At 71.0% G+C, this 16,516-nt stretch carries 17 protein-coding genes; 10 read left to right on the top strand and 7 right to left on the bottom strand.

Going from position 1 to position 16,516, the window contains the following annotated elements; genetic code table 11:
• Positions 1-300: 300 nt before the first annotated feature.
• The 7 genes from QMK24_RS38355 to QMK24_RS38325 all read right to left on the bottom strand — a co-directional run bounded on the left by QMK24_RS38355 (position 301) and on the right by QMK24_RS38325 (position 7,838).
• Positions 301-486, bottom strand: a complete 186-nt coding sequence (locus QMK24_RS38355; RefSeq protein ID WP_283471524.1) for a hypothetical protein — start codon at positions 484-486, stop codon at positions 301-303.
• A 151-nt stretch (positions 487-637) separates the two neighbouring features.
• Positions 638-1,177 (bottom strand): helix-turn-helix domain-containing protein, encoded by a 540-nt coding sequence (locus QMK24_RS38350; protein WP_283471523.1) that lies wholly within the window; start codon positions 1,175-1,177, stop codon positions 638-640.
• A gap of 1,185 nt (positions 1,178-2,362) precedes the next feature.
• The gene (locus QMK24_RS38345; RefSeq protein ID WP_283471522.1) at positions 2,363-2,902 is read right to left on the bottom strand and encodes a hypothetical protein; all 540 of its coding nucleotides are present in this window, start codon (positions 2,900-2,902) and stop codon (positions 2,363-2,365) included.
• Positions 2,903-3,377: 475 nt separating this feature from the next.
• Complete coding sequence (locus tag QMK24_RS38340; RefSeq protein ID WP_283471521.1) at positions 3,378-3,743, bottom strand: hypothetical protein; 366 nt, start codon at positions 3,741-3,743, stop codon at positions 3,378-3,380.
• 1,350 nt (positions 3,744-5,093) lie between these two features.
• The gene (locus QMK24_RS38335) at positions 5,094-6,917 is read right to left on the bottom strand and encodes a hypothetical protein (protein ID WP_283471520.1); all 1,824 of its coding nucleotides are present in this window, start codon (positions 6,915-6,917) and stop codon (positions 5,094-5,096) included.
• A gap of 255 nt (positions 6,918-7,172) precedes the next feature.
• On the bottom strand, positions 7,173-7,448 hold the full coding sequence (locus QMK24_RS38330; RefSeq protein ID WP_283471519.1) for a helix-turn-helix domain-containing protein: 276 nt from the start codon (positions 7,446-7,448) through the stop codon (positions 7,173-7,175).
• A gap of 72 nt (positions 7,449-7,520) precedes the next feature.
• Entirely contained in the window at positions 7,521-7,838 is a 318-nt protein-coding gene (locus tag QMK24_RS38325; RefSeq protein WP_283471518.1) for a hypothetical protein, read from the bottom strand.
• A gap of 166 nt (positions 7,839-8,004) precedes the next feature.
• Here QMK24_RS38325 and QMK24_RS38320 point away from each other — a divergent pair, with 166 nt between their 5' ends.
• The 10 genes from QMK24_RS38320 to QMK24_RS38275 all read left to right on the top strand — a co-directional run bounded on the left by QMK24_RS38320 (position 8,005) and on the right by QMK24_RS38275 (position 15,915).
• A complete protein-coding gene (locus QMK24_RS38320; RefSeq protein WP_283471517.1) occupies positions 8,005-8,280 on the top strand; it encodes a hypothetical protein in 276 nt (91 codons plus the stop codon).
• Positions 8,280-8,435 (top strand): hypothetical protein, encoded by a 156-nt coding sequence (locus QMK24_RS38315; protein WP_269290050.1) that lies wholly within the window; start codon positions 8,280-8,282, stop codon positions 8,433-8,435. Before QMK24_RS38320 ends, QMK24_RS38315 begins: the two co-directional genes overlap by 1 nt.
• The gene (locus tag QMK24_RS38310) at positions 8,428-8,574 is read left to right on the top strand and encodes a hypothetical protein (protein ID WP_283471516.1); all 147 of its coding nucleotides are present in this window, start codon (positions 8,428-8,430) and stop codon (positions 8,572-8,574) included. Before QMK24_RS38315 ends, QMK24_RS38310 begins: the two co-directional genes overlap by 8 nt.
• Entirely contained in the window at positions 8,571-8,801 is a 231-nt protein-coding gene (locus tag QMK24_RS38305) for a hypothetical protein (protein ID WP_283471515.1), read from the top strand. The genes QMK24_RS38310 and QMK24_RS38305 overlap by 4 nt, the downstream gene beginning before the upstream one ends.
• Complete coding sequence (locus tag QMK24_RS38300; protein ID WP_283471514.1) at positions 8,798-8,992, top strand: hypothetical protein; 195 nt, start codon at positions 8,798-8,800, stop codon at positions 8,990-8,992. Before QMK24_RS38305 ends, QMK24_RS38300 begins: the two co-directional genes overlap by 4 nt.
• A 135-nt stretch (positions 8,993-9,127) precedes the next feature.
• Positions 9,128-10,789, top strand: a complete 1,662-nt coding sequence (locus QMK24_RS38295; protein ID WP_283471513.1) for a DUF2637 domain-containing protein — start codon at positions 9,128-9,130, stop codon at positions 10,787-10,789.
• Between the two features lie 202 nt (positions 10,790-10,991).
• Positions 10,992-12,950, top strand: coding sequence for a hypothetical protein (locus QMK24_RS38290; protein WP_283471512.1), 1,959 nt, complete (start codon positions 10,992-10,994; stop codon positions 12,948-12,950).
• 30 nt (positions 12,951-12,980) lie between these two features.
• Positions 12,981-15,128 (top strand): hypothetical protein, encoded by a 2,148-nt coding sequence (locus QMK24_RS38285; protein WP_283471511.1) that lies wholly within the window; start codon positions 12,981-12,983, stop codon positions 15,126-15,128.
• A 143-nt stretch (positions 15,129-15,271) separates the two neighbouring features.
• On the top strand, positions 15,272-15,691 hold the full coding sequence (locus tag QMK24_RS38280) for a hypothetical protein (RefSeq protein ID WP_283471510.1): 420 nt from the start codon (positions 15,272-15,274) through the stop codon (positions 15,689-15,691).
• A complete protein-coding gene (locus QMK24_RS38275; RefSeq protein WP_283471508.1) occupies positions 15,652-15,915 on the top strand; it encodes a hypothetical protein in 264 nt (87 codons plus the stop codon). The genes QMK24_RS38280 and QMK24_RS38275 overlap by 40 nt, the downstream gene beginning before the upstream one ends.
• Positions 15,916-16,516: the final 601 nt, after the last annotated feature.

Below are 16,516 nucleotides of genomic sequence, written 5' to 3'. Positions count from 1 at the left end.
TACCCCGGGGTGCCGGCCCCGCCCGTCCAGGCCTGCGCCCCGGGGGTGCTTCCCTCGTGCAAAACTTCCCGGAGTTTCCGGGCCGGCGCCCCGTTCCCCCGACTGGGGCGGAGGCACGGGGCACAGTTCCGGAAAGTGATGCACATGTACCTTTGGCGAATCGAGGCCACACCCCCAGGGAACTGAACGGGCGGCCGGGGGTGCTTCAAACTGGGTGCCTAGATGAACTCTGGAACCATCCTGCATCACCCCTGATGCGCTGTGTAGGACCCGAGGTTCCGGAACACTGCCCTAGGGCTTTTATGGCTCCGGATGTTCTTCTACGTACCGCAGCATATCTAAGGCGTTGTCAATCCCGTTGTGCACGAAGTCCGCCATGACGCGATCGCCTTTCAATTCTGCTGTTTGGGCCACGGCGGACAGTTCTGCGATGTCCTTCCTGTATTGATCCGCGCTTTGCCGGTCCGCGTTCCATTTCCACGTCATTGTATTTCCTCTCACCCTGGCTTGTGATGATTACATCGTGCCGCACGAGGGGCCCGCACGCGTGCCTGTTTCTCGTGTTGCCTGTTGCCTATTCCTGGAGGATTGGTTCTCAGGCGCCCGGGCCGATGTCTCGGACACGGCGGTCGGTGCCTCAGGTGCGCCGTCGCAGGCTCCAACGGCGGCGAGGGGTGAGCGGCTCACCCTCGCTCACCGGTCCGCTCATGGGTCGCTCAGTGAGTCTGCTCTGAGCGGGGAGGGTGGGCGGCTCACCCTCGCTCTCTGGGTCGGCTGGGCCAGCCGTGGGGCCGGGGGTGAGCGCCAACACATGGCGGCGTAGGTCGGCCACGTTTGCGGCCAGATATTCGGCTTTCAGCTCCGCGATCTCGCGGCGGTGCCGCTCCTCCTTGAGCGCTTGTTCAAGCCTGGCTGTGGTGGACCGCTCATCCCCGCTCACTGGGTCGCCCAGGGGGGTCGCTCTCCCGCTCACGGTGGGCGGCTCACCCTCCGGGGGCGCCGGGGCGTGCAGGCGTAGCCCGACCGCGAGCAGATCCTCTACAGGGATCAGCCAGCCCCGGGAGGGGTCGCGCTGCGCATGGGGCAGGCGGCCGGCTTCCCGGTAGCGGCGGATGGTGGAGAGGTGGACCCCGCACGCGGCGGCGGCCTCCCGCTGGGTCAGGCGTGGGCGCTCCATCCGCCCATCTTCCCCGCTGGGTGCCCGCGAGGTGCCGCACGGCGGCCCGGAGAGACCGCGCGGCGTCCCCGAGACGTGGCGCGCTGGCACCGAGGCGCCCCCGGCTGCCCGTCCTCCTGGCCGCGGTGCTGCGCTTCGCCAAGGACGGGTTACGGCTGGAGCCGGTCCCAGCCGTAGTCGGCCGAGCGCGGTTGGCGAAAGCGAATAGGCGGGCACCCGTGAGACCGGCTTTCCTCATCGCAGCAATGCCGGTCCCGCAGCCGTTTCCGGCGCTCCTAAGGACATCCGGCACGGCGCATCATAAAGCTTTCTGTGAACAACTGGTATTCGCGCTAACGTCCGCGCCGATAGCTTTATATAGGCGCGCGTCCTGAAAGCAAGAAGGACGGTAGCTGAGGTGCGGATTATGATGGCGTAGCTCGAAATATCAGTTCGCAGCCCATGGAGCCCGCCCGGAATATCGGCGCTGACACGGTGCGACAGGTCGCCCCCGCAAGATCCAACCACCTCCGACACCTCGGACATCGAATGCTTGTCGGAGCCAAAACAGCCCGACATGCGCAGGTGTGGCAAGATCCCCGGGTTCGGACCGGTGGGCGGTTCTGGAGCGCTCTGGGTGCCGTCCACCACCGGCGCCACCCGCGCCCGGACCATGGGGCGTCGCGGATTTGCGGGGGCCGGGCCCGGGGCTGTACTGGAAGGGACCGGGAGCAGGGCGGCCCCATGGGAACCGCGTCTACTGGCGGGCTTCAACATGGTCACCCTCATGTTGCCCTGGACCCGTCTCGGTTGCCGAGCGGTTGGGCGACGAGCGCGACGCTGCGTGGTCATTAGCCGGCCCCACCCGTCGCTCGACCTGGCGGCCCCACCCGGTGGCCGCCAGGGAAGCCCAGACACGCCCGTTTCCGCCGCTGCACTGCCGCCGCCCACCCCCGGCATCTCCCACCCGGGTCAGGGGAAGGGCAGGCAGAGGGGGAAGTCGGCGTCCAGGCCGCCCCGGTCAGACATCACTAGTGCAGGTCACGGCCCTAAAACGCGGTGAGCGGCGGGGAAGCAGTGAACGCATGGTTGAACGGGTGGTTGACCGCGTGGTTGAACGCATGGATGAACGGGTGGTTGCCGAGAAGTGGCTCCGCTCGCCACGACAGGTCAGGTCAGCGCCCGGCACGGTCGCGTCGGGCACCCTCAGGGTTCCAGGCCGAGGGAGCGCAGCACTTTGCGGCCGTCCTCGATCTGCTGCCGGGCGGCCTGGACTTCACGGCGGGCGGTGCGCAGCGCGTTGCGTACGTTGTGCAGCTGCTGTTGCGGGGGGATGTGCGGGGGTGGGTTGCTGGTGGACAGCAGCGTCTGGGCGGCGTCCAGGAGGTGGTTGACCGCCGGTGCCACGGTGTATCCCTGGCCGTCGTCGTCGGTCTGGGTGGCGGTCAGGTCGGTCAGTGTGCGGTTGACCCGGGCTTGGAGCAGCCGCGACCACACCCCGCTCAGCGCGTTGGGGTTTTCGTCCCCGTCGGCGTGCAGCGTGTTGCGGATGCCGGCGAGGTAGCCCTCGCGGACCGCCTCCAGGTCCAGGCGGTCGGTGTCGATGGTCGCGGCGCCCTCCACGCAGTACAGCAGCATCCCCAGGGCGACCGCCCGCGGCATCGGGTCCGGGACCGGGAGCTCCACCCCGATCGTGCGCAGACAGGCGTGAAGCTGCGCGGTGCTCAACAACGGGTCATCACTCACGAACGGGCCCTTCCACGACGCGCGGTCAACTGCCCCACCAGCTTGCCGGTACCCGTTCCCGGCCCGGGCCGCTTCGGCCGCACCCGCCCCGTTCGAGGCGCGGCCGGCGGTACGTGAAGTGGGTGACGTACACGGGGAGACGTTGACGTACACGGCCAGCCAGGCCGGGGCCGACCGGTGGGCCGAACGCCCGTCGTAGCCGGAACGACCTGCCGCCACGAGCGGGGGTCGGTCCCGTCGATCCGAAGGAGGTCAAGGGGTTGTCCGCCTGCGAAAGCACGGAAGGGCAAGGGGGTGCAATCTGCGGATCACCGGCCCAGCCACTTCGGGGCCGGGGCTGTGAGGCTGTGTGCCTCACAACCCTTTCCCGAGGTCGGCGCGCGGCACAGGCTGTGAGGTGTGAGGGCGCGCGCACCTTCCGGCCTGACGGCCCACGGGGCCGGCCTTTCGCCGCCCGTCCCTCTTCGGTGCGCGGTCAGATGCGGCCCATCTGGCGCAGTCCGGCCTCGTACGTGCCGCGGGCGGTGCTGCGGGCGTGGGGGTCGCCGGTGAGCTGGGAGGCGAGCGTGCCCCAGGTCATGCCGTCGTCGCGGGCGGCCACGGTCAGGTGCCGGACCCTGCGAGTCAGTTCGGCTGCGAGCGCGGCAGTGGACCGCAGGATGTCGGCGCGCTCGAACTCGTTGAGCGCGGCCAGCGCCTCGAAGGTGTGCAGACCCAGCGCGGTCAGGGCGTGCTCCAGACGGCCGCTGTCGATGGCCTGAACGACGTATCCCTGCGGGTCGTCGTTGCGCTCCCAGTCGATCGTCGTGCGGTCGGCGGTACGGGTGATGGACACGGCCATGATGTGTTCCCCTTCATCAGGTGTGCGGTTTCCGCACAGTGTGTGGAAACCGCACACCTGATGTCAAGGGCCCGACACCAGGTTCCGTTCCGGCTTCTCTTCGGGCTTCCCTTTCGAGCTCCCTTCGGGCGTCCGTTTCGGGTTCTGTTTGGGGTCCCCTTCGCCCGCCGCAGTGGGCGGGTGTCTATGCAGGCCACGGGCGCGGACAAGGGGTGCAACCGGCGCCGACTTCTTCCCTGCGCGACCCTCCCGGGCCCGGGGAAGAACCGGCCAGGTCCCGCCGGACCACAGGTCGGCCCCGGCCCGTCCGGCCGCCCCTCGACGGACGAGTGCAACCGCCTGCCGGACCGGTTTCGCGGGAGGTTTCGCGGCGGGTTTCGCCGCAGGTTTCGCAGGAGGTTTCGTACGGGGTTTCGCGGCAGGTTTCACCGCCCTATCCGGCGGCCCGGGTACCGGTGCAGGTCACCGGCCGAGTGCAACCGGTCCCGCCGGATCGACACCTCTTCCTGCTTGCCAGGAGAGGTCCCTTTCCCTTCCCCCGGGGCGAGGGCCGGGGCGGACGGCGGCCTTCCCCGGCCGACCCGCTCCCGTGTGCACGCGGGTGCACGAGCACAGGTGCACACGTCTCGCGCGCGAGACACCGCCGGACGGCCCCGGGTCGGCGGGGAGCTGGCCTCGCGTGCGCGGCACGCCCGGCACGGGCCACGCGCGGCACGCGGTGGGCTGCCGGACCCCGGGCCCCCGGGTGGTGAGGAAGACGGCCCGGAGCCGGCCAGGCCAGGGTAGTCAGCCGTGGCCCCTGCGGACCCAGCGGCCACAACCGCCCCTGTGGCGCGGTCGCGGCCCGCTTCGCCAACGCGGGGGCGGGGAGGGGAATTGATGCCGGATCAGCCGCGGCGCGTCCGGCGCGCTCCAGACCTTAGATCCTCGCTGCGCTGCGGTCGGCCTGGAGCGTACCGGCCGTGTCAAGGCGGAGGAGGGAGGCGCGCCGAGGCGCCGAAGTGCTCTCAGTCGGCGGGGCCGGCGGGCGGTTGCCCCGAACCTGGTCAGGGTTCGGCGGGGCGGCTTGCCCTACAACTTGCCCCTCAACGTGCCCTACAACTTGCCCCACGGCGACGGCGGAACGGTCTCCGACATGCGCGGTCAAGGGGTCCGGCCGCGCCGACTACTCCCCTGCACCGGGGGTCTGGAACAGAGCGGGCGGCGACGGAAGGGGTTCCCGCTGCTCCCGCCGGCGGCGCGACCCCGGCAACTCGACGCGCTGTGCGCCGATCTGACGGCCGATCTTCTCCCGCCCCGGACTGGGAGGCCCGGGGCGGGAGAAACGCGCTCACAGGCGCGGCCAGGGCCTTAGAACGGGGCGGGTTCCTCCTGTGCCTGGCCCGTGTGTGCGGGATCGGTGAATGCGGCGTTGTGGGCGTCGTGTTCGGCCTCGCGGGCGGCGGCTGCGGTGAGCTGTTCCCATCCGGCGTCGGCGGTGCCGGTCGCGGCGTCGGCGAGCAGCTGGCGGTCGGCGGCGCGCTGCGCTTCCATCCGGCAGCGCCCGCACCATCCGGCGGACTTCACGTCCTGCCCGCACTCGCGGTCGCCGTAGCCGGGGCACATACCGTCAGCGGTCGGCGTCCCGCGCTCCAACAGGTGCCGTCCGGCCGCCACGCAGTCCGCGCACAGTCCGGTGCGGTCCCGGATGCCGCAGCCCCCGGAGCACACCGGCCAGCCCAGGTGCTCCGCACACAGCGTCTCGCCCTCGACGGCCAGGCGCCGGCACAGGTTGTCGTCCCCGGCACAGTCCCGACCGTGCCGGGTCGCTGCGTCCAGGGCGGCGCGCTTCTCCGCCCACGTCCAGGCCGCCGACGACGACAAGTCCCGCCCGGACGGCATCCGGCCGCCCCGGCCGCCGTCGCGATCCCAGTCCGCACCGTCCGCCGCTGCATCTGGCGCGGTCCCCTGGACCGGGATACGGGGAGCGTTCGGGGTCAGCGGCAGGGCGCCGATCCGTGCGGAGACCACCGCGCCCGCACTGGTGCGGATCTTCTCCGTGAACGGGGCGCACAGCGCTTCCAGCAGCTCGCCGCGCGACCACGGGCGGCCCAGCCGCTCGGATTCCGCCAACAGCCCGTCCAGACGCAACGCCTGATCGTTCAGCACCTTCCCGGCAAGAGCGAGCTGCGGCACGCGGCGGCCCATCCGGTGCAGAATCTCCGTCCCGTCCGAGGCTGTCCGGTGGGGTGGAGCTCCCGCACCCGGCAGCGGACCGCCCGGAGTACCCGCCTCTACTGCTGCGCCGTTGTCGTTGTCCGGCGCGGCGTCAGCCGCCGCCGGACTCGCCCCCCCGACGTGTTGCTGCTGCTCCGCTTCCTGAACATTCGAGCCGCCGTCGTCCGTCCGTCCATCCGTGCTCGCGCCCTCGCGCGCGTCCACCTCAGGTTTACGGACGGACGGACGGAGATCGGGACGTGAGCGGGAGGACTGAACGTAAGGACTGAACGGGGGTTCGCGATCTTGCAGGTCAGCCCCCGAATGCGGGTCAGAAATCTGGCCCAACGGGTCAGAAATCTGACCCAGCGGGTCAGAAATCTGACCCGCGCTGGCGTCCGGGAACAGCGGGTCAGATTTCTGACCCGCATTCGGGTTCGTGCTCTGAGCTGCATGTTCGGCCTTGCGAGCGGCGTTCCGCGTGGTCTCCGTCCGTGCTGCCGCTGCCGCCTGCTCACGTGCCGCCGCCCGGATCGAGTCGAGCGCGGCGAACGCGTTGCGCGGCCCCTTGTACGCCGCGCTGGCCCCGGGCCGGTCATTCACCCGGATGCGCAGCGCCGCCCCCGACGCCTTCGCCCGCGACGACGTACTCACCGCTTGGCCGCTCGGTGTGCTGATCAGTCCGACCGCCGACAGGTCCCGTAGCAAGTTGCGGACCCGGGTGTGACTGGACGGACCGCCGTTCTTGGTCGGCAGCAGATGGCACAGCTCCATCACGGTGAGCTTGCGCACCGGACCGTGTTTCTCGATCACGAGCGCGCGCATGATCCAGTACAGCCGTACCGCTGAGTCCTTGAGCTGCGGACACAGCGGTACCCAGTCCGCGAGCTGCGAGGTGTACCAACCGCCGTTCTTAGGGCCGGAGAGTTCCATCTCATCGTCCGGACCCGTCAATTCCATGCCGGAATCTGTACTCACCGGGCCACCTCCGCCGCGTTCCGGCTCCGGGTGGCTGAACTGTGCTGCACGACGTACCGTCTTTCCAGTCGCCGACGCGTACCGGGCTTCACGCCCGGGTACACTCGCCAACGACCTAGCTTCGGTCACCGCAAAGCCCCAAAGGCCCGGAACGCCGCGAAACTTTCCGGAACCCGCCCGAGGGGCTTTTGCGTGTGGTGACTCATGTCTGTGGTGATCTTCTGTGCCGGTGAGACTACTCCCCGTGGCCGCGCCCTATCCGGCGCCCCCGCCCGCGTGGATGACGGTCTGCGTGCCGCCGATCAAGCCCGCACGGCGGCGCGGCGCCAGCTTGTTGACCGCGTGATCCATCCCGCACAACAGATCCGGGACGGGCACGCCGTAGTGCTCCGACAGTCGGTCGAGGTCGGCCAGCGACCACATCGAGCGCCCGGATTGCTTGCGGCTGATCTGTGCTTGCGACAGCCGCAGGCCACGCCCAAGGTCGTCCTGATGCTCGCCGGTGGCCCGCATCAGTGCCGCTACGGTCATCCGTAGAACCGTCTCTGTACTGGACATATGCACGCTCCGCATTCTCCATGCACTGGGTGTATCCCCGGGGAACTAGGTGTCTTCCGGCGTGTCGGAGGCGCCGTGGCCGAGTGGTCGGCGCCCCTGGCTATCGGGCGCGGCTGCCATCTTCTTCCGGCGGCGGCGCACCTCGATGCCAGCCCCCTCAAGCCACGCGTAGAACAGGTCGCTACTGACCTTGCTCAACTCGCGGGCGCGGGAGCGTGGAGCTCCGCTGCGCACAGCTAGGACGGTCGCGTCGCGCAATGAGTTGGTCAGGCGTTCGACGCTGGCGAGCGCCTCAGCGCGCTCCGCGCCGAGTCGGGCCACGTCGCGCAGCGCATTGGCTTGCGCGGTCTCCGGGATCTCCATGACGGGAGCGTAGCGCACGAAGTCTGTTCCGGGCACTGCTTGTCCGGAGCAGACTTCTGTGTCATGGTGGTGTCTCGCCCCGGAAACGAGGGCGGCCCGACAGGGGCATCTCACCTCCCCTGCCGGGCCTTGACCGCCACCTACGTACATAGGAGGGCGATCCGCGATGGATCGTATCTTGACCTTGGACCGACCTGTGTCGGTCCCCGGGCCCCGGCAGCCCCATCTCCCCGCCGGCCGCCCCCACATCCCCCGTCCCCGCGGCCCGTTGGCCGGACTGCGTGACGAGATCAAGCGCCAGGAACGCGAGGACAACCGGCGCGGCTTCGAGGACGAGCCCGAAGCGCTGCCGGTCCTCGAGTTCACCGACAACGCTTTCGCCGGCGGCCGGTGCGAGCTGTGCGGGTTCCTGCGCTGCTGCTGCGTTGCGGGGGTGCGGTGATGGCGCTGCGCTCGATGCCGACCGCGCCGGGCTCCCGCCCCGACCCCCGGCACGAAACCGTGCACGACCCGGCCCGGGGCGGCTGGTACCCGCCCGCCGACACCGCCCGCGACACCACCCCGGCCGCCAAGGACGGGGGGCGGCGCCGTGGATGACGACGAGAAGCGCCGTCAGGCCGAGGCCGCGATGCAGGCGGCCCGCGCGCAAGCCGCCCGCGACCTGGCCGCCGCGCAGGAGGCGTTGGAGGCGCAGCGCGCGGCGGTCGCCGCCCTGGACGCGGCGGGGCGCGGATGACCGACGAGCAGATCATCCAGATCATCGTGGCCGCCGCAGCGGCGGGCATCGACCTGGCGCACTGCCTGATCGGCGAGGACGCGAGCACGGGCCGGCCCACCATCGACGGGATGCCCGTCGATGCGTGGATCGAGGACCTGGCCCACCGTCTCCGGAAGAGCACCGGCACCATCGGCAAGCCACCGGAGCACGGCCCGCACCCCGCCACTGACGGGGGGTCCCGATGATCGTCACCGGCTCGCTTGCGGTGGTGCTGACCATCACCGCCGTGGTGATGATCCGCCGGGGCAGCATCCGCCTGTTCCAGGGCCTGCTGTGCATGCTGGCCGGATTCGAGATCTCCTCCACCTCGGTCGCCCCGCACGTGAGCGCCGCGATCGGAGCCGTCATCGGGTGGTTCGCCCGCCTGCACATGTAGGCGGGGAGTAGACAAGCACCCACTACGCACCACCCGCACCACCGCCCCGGACCCGGCACCCGCCGGGGGACGTGACGCCGCCGGATCGGAACCGGCCCGGGGCACGTACCCGCACCACGATGAGATGAGGACGCGATGACCACGATTTCCGCCGAGCGGGCAACGATGCCGGAGCTCGCTGCCCCGGACGCGGCACCGCCCGCGCCGGATGCGCCGGTCAGCGACAACGCCGACCCGGGTACCGACACCAACGACAACCCCGCGACGACGCCGAAACTGCGCGGGTTCATGTGGCCGGTGGCCGTTGTCGGTTTGGTCGGCGGTCTGCTGGTGGCCGGGATCGGGTTCGCGCTGTCCTACGACACCCTTCGGGGTGCGGCCGTGGGATGGGGGTTCGGGCCGACCGCCGCGGCCTGGTTCCCCATCGGGATCGACGGCGCGATCGTCGCCTTTTTCGCGATCGACCTGTGGCTGGCCTACCGCAAGACCCCCAAGGCGCTGCTGCGCATCGCCGCGCACGGCATGACGCTGGCCACGATCGCGCTGAATGCGGGAGCCGGCCACGGATCGGTGTGGGCCGACCCGTGGCGCACCCTTGCGCACGCTGCGATGCCGGTGGTGTTCGTGATCGCCGTGGACGCGGTGCGGCACGCGATCACCCGCAAAGCAGCGCTGGAGAGCGGCGTCGGCACGCTGACCGCCCGGCAGTGGCTGCTGGCCCCGATCAGCACGTGGAACGTGTGGCGCGACGCGACGATCACGCCGTGCAGCTACGACGCGGCGCGCACCGCACGCCGTGAACGGCTGATCTACCGGGTGTGGCTGGCACACCGGCAGGAGATCGAGGCGGCCCTCGATGCGGGCACCGAAGGCGGTGAGCGCGTCGGCACCCTGGACCGGCTGCCGGACCTGCTGGCCCCCTACGGGGTGTCTGTCGATGACGCGCTGGCACTGCCGGAGCGGATGCGCCGGGCGGATCAGGAGCGCCGCGCGGCCGCCGCGCGCGAGCGCCAGGAGCTGGAGCACCAGGCCGCCGCGGACCGCCGCGCGTTGGAGCACGCCGAGCGCCTGGCCGCGCTCGCTGCCGAGGCCGAGCAGCTGCGCGCGGCCGGCGACGTCGCCGTGCTGCGCGCCCGGGTCGAGGGGGAGACCGCTGCCGCCGGGCACATTGCCCGCGCCGCCGCCGACACCGCCGGTATCCGCGCCGCCGCCGACAAGACCGCCGCCGAACGCGCGGCTGCCGAGGCGCAGCGGCTGGCCGATGCGGAGGAGCGGGCGGAGGAGACCGCCCGGACCGCAGCCGCCCGCCGCGCCACAGCCGAGCACGCCGCCGCCCAGGCGGAGGCTGAGGTCCGCGCCGCCGCCGCCCGCGCCACCACCGCCGAGGCCAACCGCGCCGCCGCCGCCGCCGACAGCAGCGCGGCAGCCGCCCGCCGCCGGGCCGAGGAGGACGCCGAGGCGTCCGCCGCCGCCGAACGCCGCGCCGCCGAGCACCGCGCCGCGACCGCGCGCGCCGAGCTGGTGGCCGTCGCCGCCGAGGACGAGGCGCGGCTGAGCGGACGCGAACGGGCGGTGCGCAAGGTGGCACGGCTGATCCTCGCGGAGGCCGGTGGGGACGCCGAGCGGCTGCCGCTGTACCGGATCGAGACCGCGCTCAGCGTCGCCAACGGCACCGCGTCCGGCTACCGCAGCGAGGCCGCCGCGCTGATCGCGGGTGGCTACCGCCCTCCGGCCGTCGATACGGCCGGGGCGCCTGATGCCGATATGGCCTGGAGTGGTGTCACTCACCCGGCCTAGGCTCACAAACTCACGGGGCGTAGTTGCTCCGTGACGGGGTCCGGCGGGACGAACCCCCGCCGGACCCCACCTCCCAGCAACCGACTAGGCACACCGGAGAGGTAGACACAGCATGACGACCCCTCAGAGCGCCACGCAAACTACGGTTCAGCCAAACCCGGTCGCGGCGCCCCATGCCGGGCCGGTACCCGCCGATTCCCCGGTGATCCCGCCGCAGCCCGGCTACGCCCCCGACATGCCGGCCCCCGCGCCCGCGCCCGTTGCTGGGGTCCAGGAGCCGGAGCAGCCGTCCGTGCCGGAGCGTCCGCAGGCGGTTCCTGGCGGCCCGCTGCTGTTGACCCTCGCCAACGCGGCCGGGCTGGTGAGCACCAGCGCCTACTACGCCGCCGGGGTCGCGGGGGTGGTCGCCGTGGGCGGCGCCGCCGGGGTGGCCGGTGCTACCGCGACCGCGTACGCGTTCCGCAAGGCCACCCGGGGGGCCCGCCGCGGCTTCGGTTCCTTCGGCGGACTGGGCGGCCGGGGAGGGTTGCGGCGCGCCGGATTCCGTCAGCAGCCGTACGGGACGAACACCCCGGCATCGCGCCGCCGCACCAACGCGTCGGGCGCGGGCGGTGGCGGTGGCACCTCGACCGGCGGAAGCCGGAACCGGCGCCGCCGCTCGGGTGACTCCACAGGTCCGCTGCCGGGCGCGGGCGGAACGCTGCCGCGCACCCGGCAGGGCGGGCGCCACGCGGATACCTCCGGCGGCAAGGGCACCGGCACCGGCCCGGGCAGCCGTGCGGACCGCCGCGCGCCCGGGGGCGGCACCGCTCCCCGGGGCGCGGGGGGCAAAGGGTCGGCGGGCCGCTCGCTGGGGCGCGGCCTGCTGGGCCGCCTGATGAACCGCCCGGGGCGCGGAGGCGGAGGCGGAGGCGGCCGGTCCGGCGGTCCGGCCGCGCAGACCACCGCCGCCGCCCGCCGCCGGGCCGGCCAGGCCAACCAGCCGCCGTCGCCGCGCTCGGTGCGCGGACTCATCCAGCGGGCCGGTGGCGGGGTCGGCCGCGCCGTTCGCGCCGCCCGCACCGGGTGGCCCGCGATGGTCGGCCGCACCGGCTCAGCACTGGCCCGGGGCTGGCGGAGCAGCACCTCTGCCCGCCGGTCGCTGCGCGCCCGGCTCCGCTACGCCCGCCGGATCACCGGCACGCTCGTACTCGCCTCGATCGCCGGGATTCTCGGGAAGATGGCCCGCCCCTTCACCTGGGGATCGGGCAAAGCGGCTGCGCTGCGCGCGTGGAACTGGCGGGCCAATCGGGCACGACCCAAGGAGGACGCCCTACGCGCCCGCGAAGCGGCGGCCACGGCCGCCGAGAAGCGGGCGCCGGTCCGCGCGACCGTGGACGACCCCGGCAACACCTCAGCACCGCAAGGAGGCGCCCCGGCAACCGGTGCGCCCGGACAGGAAGGCACCACCGTGCAGCAGGTTTTCGCCCGGGCAGCCGAGGCCGTAGCGACCGCGTACAGCGCGTACAGCCCGCCGTCGATGCTGGCGGTCGCCGCCGAGTACCAGGGGCTTCCTGAGGGCATCCGGGCCGCCGCTACGGCCATCCGGCATCTGGCGCTCAACACGGAGCAGGTCTACCCCGCGCACAAGGCCGTCGTGGAGGCGGTGAGCGGGGTCTACAAGCGCCTCGCGGAAGCCGCCGACAAGGCCGACGAGGTGCACACCACGTTCACCCAGGTCCACGCCGCCGACCTGGCCCGCCACACCGAGCCGCGCAACGGGTGGTCCGGTGAGGTCATGTGGAACATCGGCGGGCGCCCCGGTGACAGCGGCACGGCGCACCAGTCGGTGTTCAGCCGCTCGTGCGACGCTGTCGCCACGGTCTACGCCACCTACCAGCCGGGCGTGATGACCGAGGTGTCCGCGGAATACGAATGCCTGCCGACCGGCATTGAGCACCTGGCCTCAGCCGTCCAGTCCCTCGCGGTGCACTCCGCGGATTCCTACGCCGTCGAACCGGTCGTGGCCGAGCTGGTCGCCGCCGTGCACCAGCACTTGTTGCACGCGGTGTCGGCCGCATCGGACGTTCTCCCGGTGTTCCGCCGGGTGCACGCCGCCGACCTGGCCCGCCACGAAGCACCGCGCAACGGCCCCGCCGCCGAAGCCATGTGGAACGTCTGACGTGATGTCCGAGACCCGGGAGAGCACAGCGTGAGCACCAAGAAGAGCAACAAGCCGGGGCGGCTGGACTGGACGGCCGCCCACCCGCCCGCGTGGGCCGCCACCAACGCGGCCGGGGTCGCCGTCGTCACCGCAGCCGCCGGACACCTCGCCCACATGCCGCCCGTCATCGGGCTGGCGGAAGGCGTCGCCGGCGCGGTCGCCTCGGTGGCCGTGGCCACGCACCGCAGGTGGTCCACCCCCAACCGGGTCTATCGGGCGTCCGCGTGGCTGCTGACGGGCGGCTGGACATCCTGGGCGCTGGCGGTCGGCCCCTGGTCGTCCTGGGCACCGGTGGCGACCCTCGCGGCCGGCACCGTCCTGGGATGGGGCTGCAACGCCGCGTTCCGCGAGTACGAGCAAAGCGCACCCGCCCGCCGCGCCGAGGCCGAGGCACAGGCCCGCCGCGAAGAGACCCGGGGAAGCTGGGAAGACCGCCTGCAGCGCATCTGCGGCATCGAGGGATGCCAGGTGGTGGGCGTGGAGGAATGGGAGCCGGAGAAGGGCGAGGAATCCTGCGGCTACACGATCGAGGTGACCCTGCCCGCAGGGGAGACCCTCGCCGCCGTCCAGCAGCGCGCCGACTCCCTGCGGGCCGATCTACGGCTTCCCATGGGATGCGGGCTGGAGATCAACCACGGCAAGGACTACGGGACCGCGATCATCAAGGTCGAGACCGCCAACGCGGTAGCCCGGACCTTCCCCTACCGCATCGACCGGGCCCTGACCCCCGGATCGGTCAACGACCCCATCGAGGCCGGCCGCTACAAGGACGGCAAGCGGTTCTCCACCACCGCGCTGCGCTACCACTGCGGACTGGTCATCGGCCAGCCCGAAGGCGGCAAGACCAACCTGCTCAACGTGGTGAACGCCGAACTGGCCCGCTGCGTTGACGTGCTGATCTGGCACATCGACGTCACCGGCGCCGGTGTGACCCTGCCGTGGCTGCGCGCCTGGGCACGCGACGGAACCGCCCATGCCCCGGTCGTTGACTGGTCGGCCAGCACCGTCGAGGAAGCCCTGATCATGCTGCGCGTTGCCGAGGAGATCATCGCGACCCGCAAGCGCGACTATCAGGACCGCATGTTCGCCGTGAACGACGACAAGATCCCGGTGGACGAGAGCGTCCCGGAAATCATCATCGTGACCGACGAAGCCGCCCAGCTCCCGATGAGCGTGCAAAAGGGACTGGACACCGTCATCAACACCGGTCGCGCCGCCGCCGTCCGCGCGTTCACCTGTGTTCTGCGAGGAACCCGGGATATGGCCTCTCCCTCCATGAAGGAGATGACCCGCCTTCGCATCGCTATGCGAGTGAGCGACGAAGCAGAGTACATGCACATCTTTTCCGATTCCCGTGGCATCAAAAAAGAAGATGCCGCATACCAGGGAAGCGGATTCGTGGAAGAAGGGAACGGCAAACCGCAGCCTTTCAAGGCGTACCGCATCGAGCCCCAAGACGTGATGTCTATCGCTAAATCGGTGGCAGGCTACCGGCCCAAGCTCGACGAGGTAAGCCTCGGAATCGAATCGGCGGAGTTCTACAAGCAAAGGTGGGCCCGAACCCTCCCGCTGCTCTACTCCAACACCGATGTACTGTCCAAGGCCGCCAAGGCCGCCATGAACGGCACGCCGGTAACCGCCACCCGACTCCCGGACACCGAAACACAGACCGCACCCGGCGGAGTCGATATGGACGCCCTCTTCCCCTCCCTCGGGAAAAAGCCCCAGCCGCCCACCGCGCCGGCACGCCAGACCGAAAGCGAATCGCAGCACGCGGACAGCACCCGCGCCTTTCGCCAGGTACTCGACGACGCCACCTGGACCCTGGGCGACGACGACACCGCAGCCGAACCCCTGCCCGCTCCGCCCACCCTGGGACCGGTCTCCCAGGCAGACATGGTGATCAAGGACCGGGCGCAGCTCCACGCCCTCGACGTGCTCCGGCAAGCCGGCAGCGCCGGCCTGGGCGTGACGGCCCTGTACGACGCCATCAAGGACCACCCCGAATACGCCCGCGACCGGTCCACCCTCCACCGCTGGCTGCCCCGCTGGGCCGCCTACGGACACGTCGTCCGCGTCGATCGCGGCTCCGGCCAGGTGGCCTACGTAGCCGCGGAGTACCACCGCGCCGCGTAACGCCCCGTAGTCGGCACCTGTTGCGTGTCGCGTGTCGCAACACCGCCCGGGGGGCCCATCCGGCCCCCCGGGCCCCTCAACCCCCCTCCCCTCCACCTGTTGCGACACGCAACGCGCAACAGGTGATGTCACCAGGAGTAGCCATGGCCGACCCGCGCACCGGCGCCCCATTCGATGCCCCACCGCCGGAAGCCGTCTACGCGCACGCCCCCGAACCCATGGCCGAGAGCGCCGCCCTCCTTCGACTCGACACCCTTTTGCGCACCGGAGAGGCCGGCCCCGACCGCGTACGTGAACGCTTCCTGCGCCTGGCCGCGCTGTCCGATCGTCTTGCTCTCATGGCGGCCGAATCACCCGTGGGGCGCACGGCGACGCCTGCCGAGGCCGAGCGGGACGCGGTTGGAGACGCCTGCCAACTGGTCGCGTGGGACCGCCGGCACCCCGATCAGGTGGCCGGACCCTACGGGCCCGATGCCAGCGAATGGGACTCCCCGCGCTACTACGTTCGCCAGGAATACCAGACGTGGATTTCGAAAAGCGGCGCATGGAAGGCATCCTCATGAGAATCGGAAAGAAGAAAGAAGATCACACCCACACCATTCGTGCCCGAAAGGTACAGGAGGTCACTGACACCACCATTACCCTACGGCCGGAAAACGACCCGGGCGCGATCACCGTCACACCCGAGAGCGTACAAAAGCGCGCAGCTGAGTACGGTCTGAAAATCTCCAAAGAAGAAGCGGCCGAATCACTCGATTCGCGGCTACGGCATCGCGGGTGGAGATGAGATACCGCACGAAGGTCAGGTTCCTTTTCATCGTGGTGTTGATCGGGGTGGCAGTGGGAATCTGGCAGGGAAAGTAGCGATTGACAGCCCGTGGCCCGGAGCCCTATGGTTTCGGGCCACGGGCCTTTCTGTGGTCCGTCCGCAGCTCACTGGAGGATGGAATGTTGGACAACGAGACTGGCGCGGCAAGGGCCGGAAGCGATGGGGGATGCGAGGAATGCGGAGCGGATATCGTGGCTGGGTACAGTCACAAGGATGGATGCGTATACGCGGACGAAGATGAGATGTACGAGGAAGGCTAGAACTCCTCCGGGGTAGCGATCCGAGACCCCAATCGCTACACAGTGCATCAGAGGTGATGCAGGCTGACTCCAGAGTTCATCTAGGCATCCAGTTTGAAGCACCCCGGGGCCGCTCGGTCGGTCCCCGGGGGTGTGGCCTGGATTCGCCAAAGTTACATGTGCATCATTCCCGTCCGGCACCCCGCGCCCCGCACCGGTCAGGGGGTACGGGGCGCGGACCCGGAAACTCCGGAAGTTTTGCACGAGGGAAGCAGGCCCGGGGCGCAGGCCTGGACGGGCGGGGCCGGCACCCCGGGGTG

It is taken from the genome of Streptomyces sp. PH10-H1 (assembly GCF_030063355.1).
Classification (GTDB): Bacteria; Actinomycetota; Actinomycetes; order Streptomycetales; family Streptomycetaceae; genus Actinacidiphila.
The sequence above is the reverse complement of the archived record's forward strand: the minus strand, read 5'-3'. Positions and strand labels throughout refer to the sequence as shown.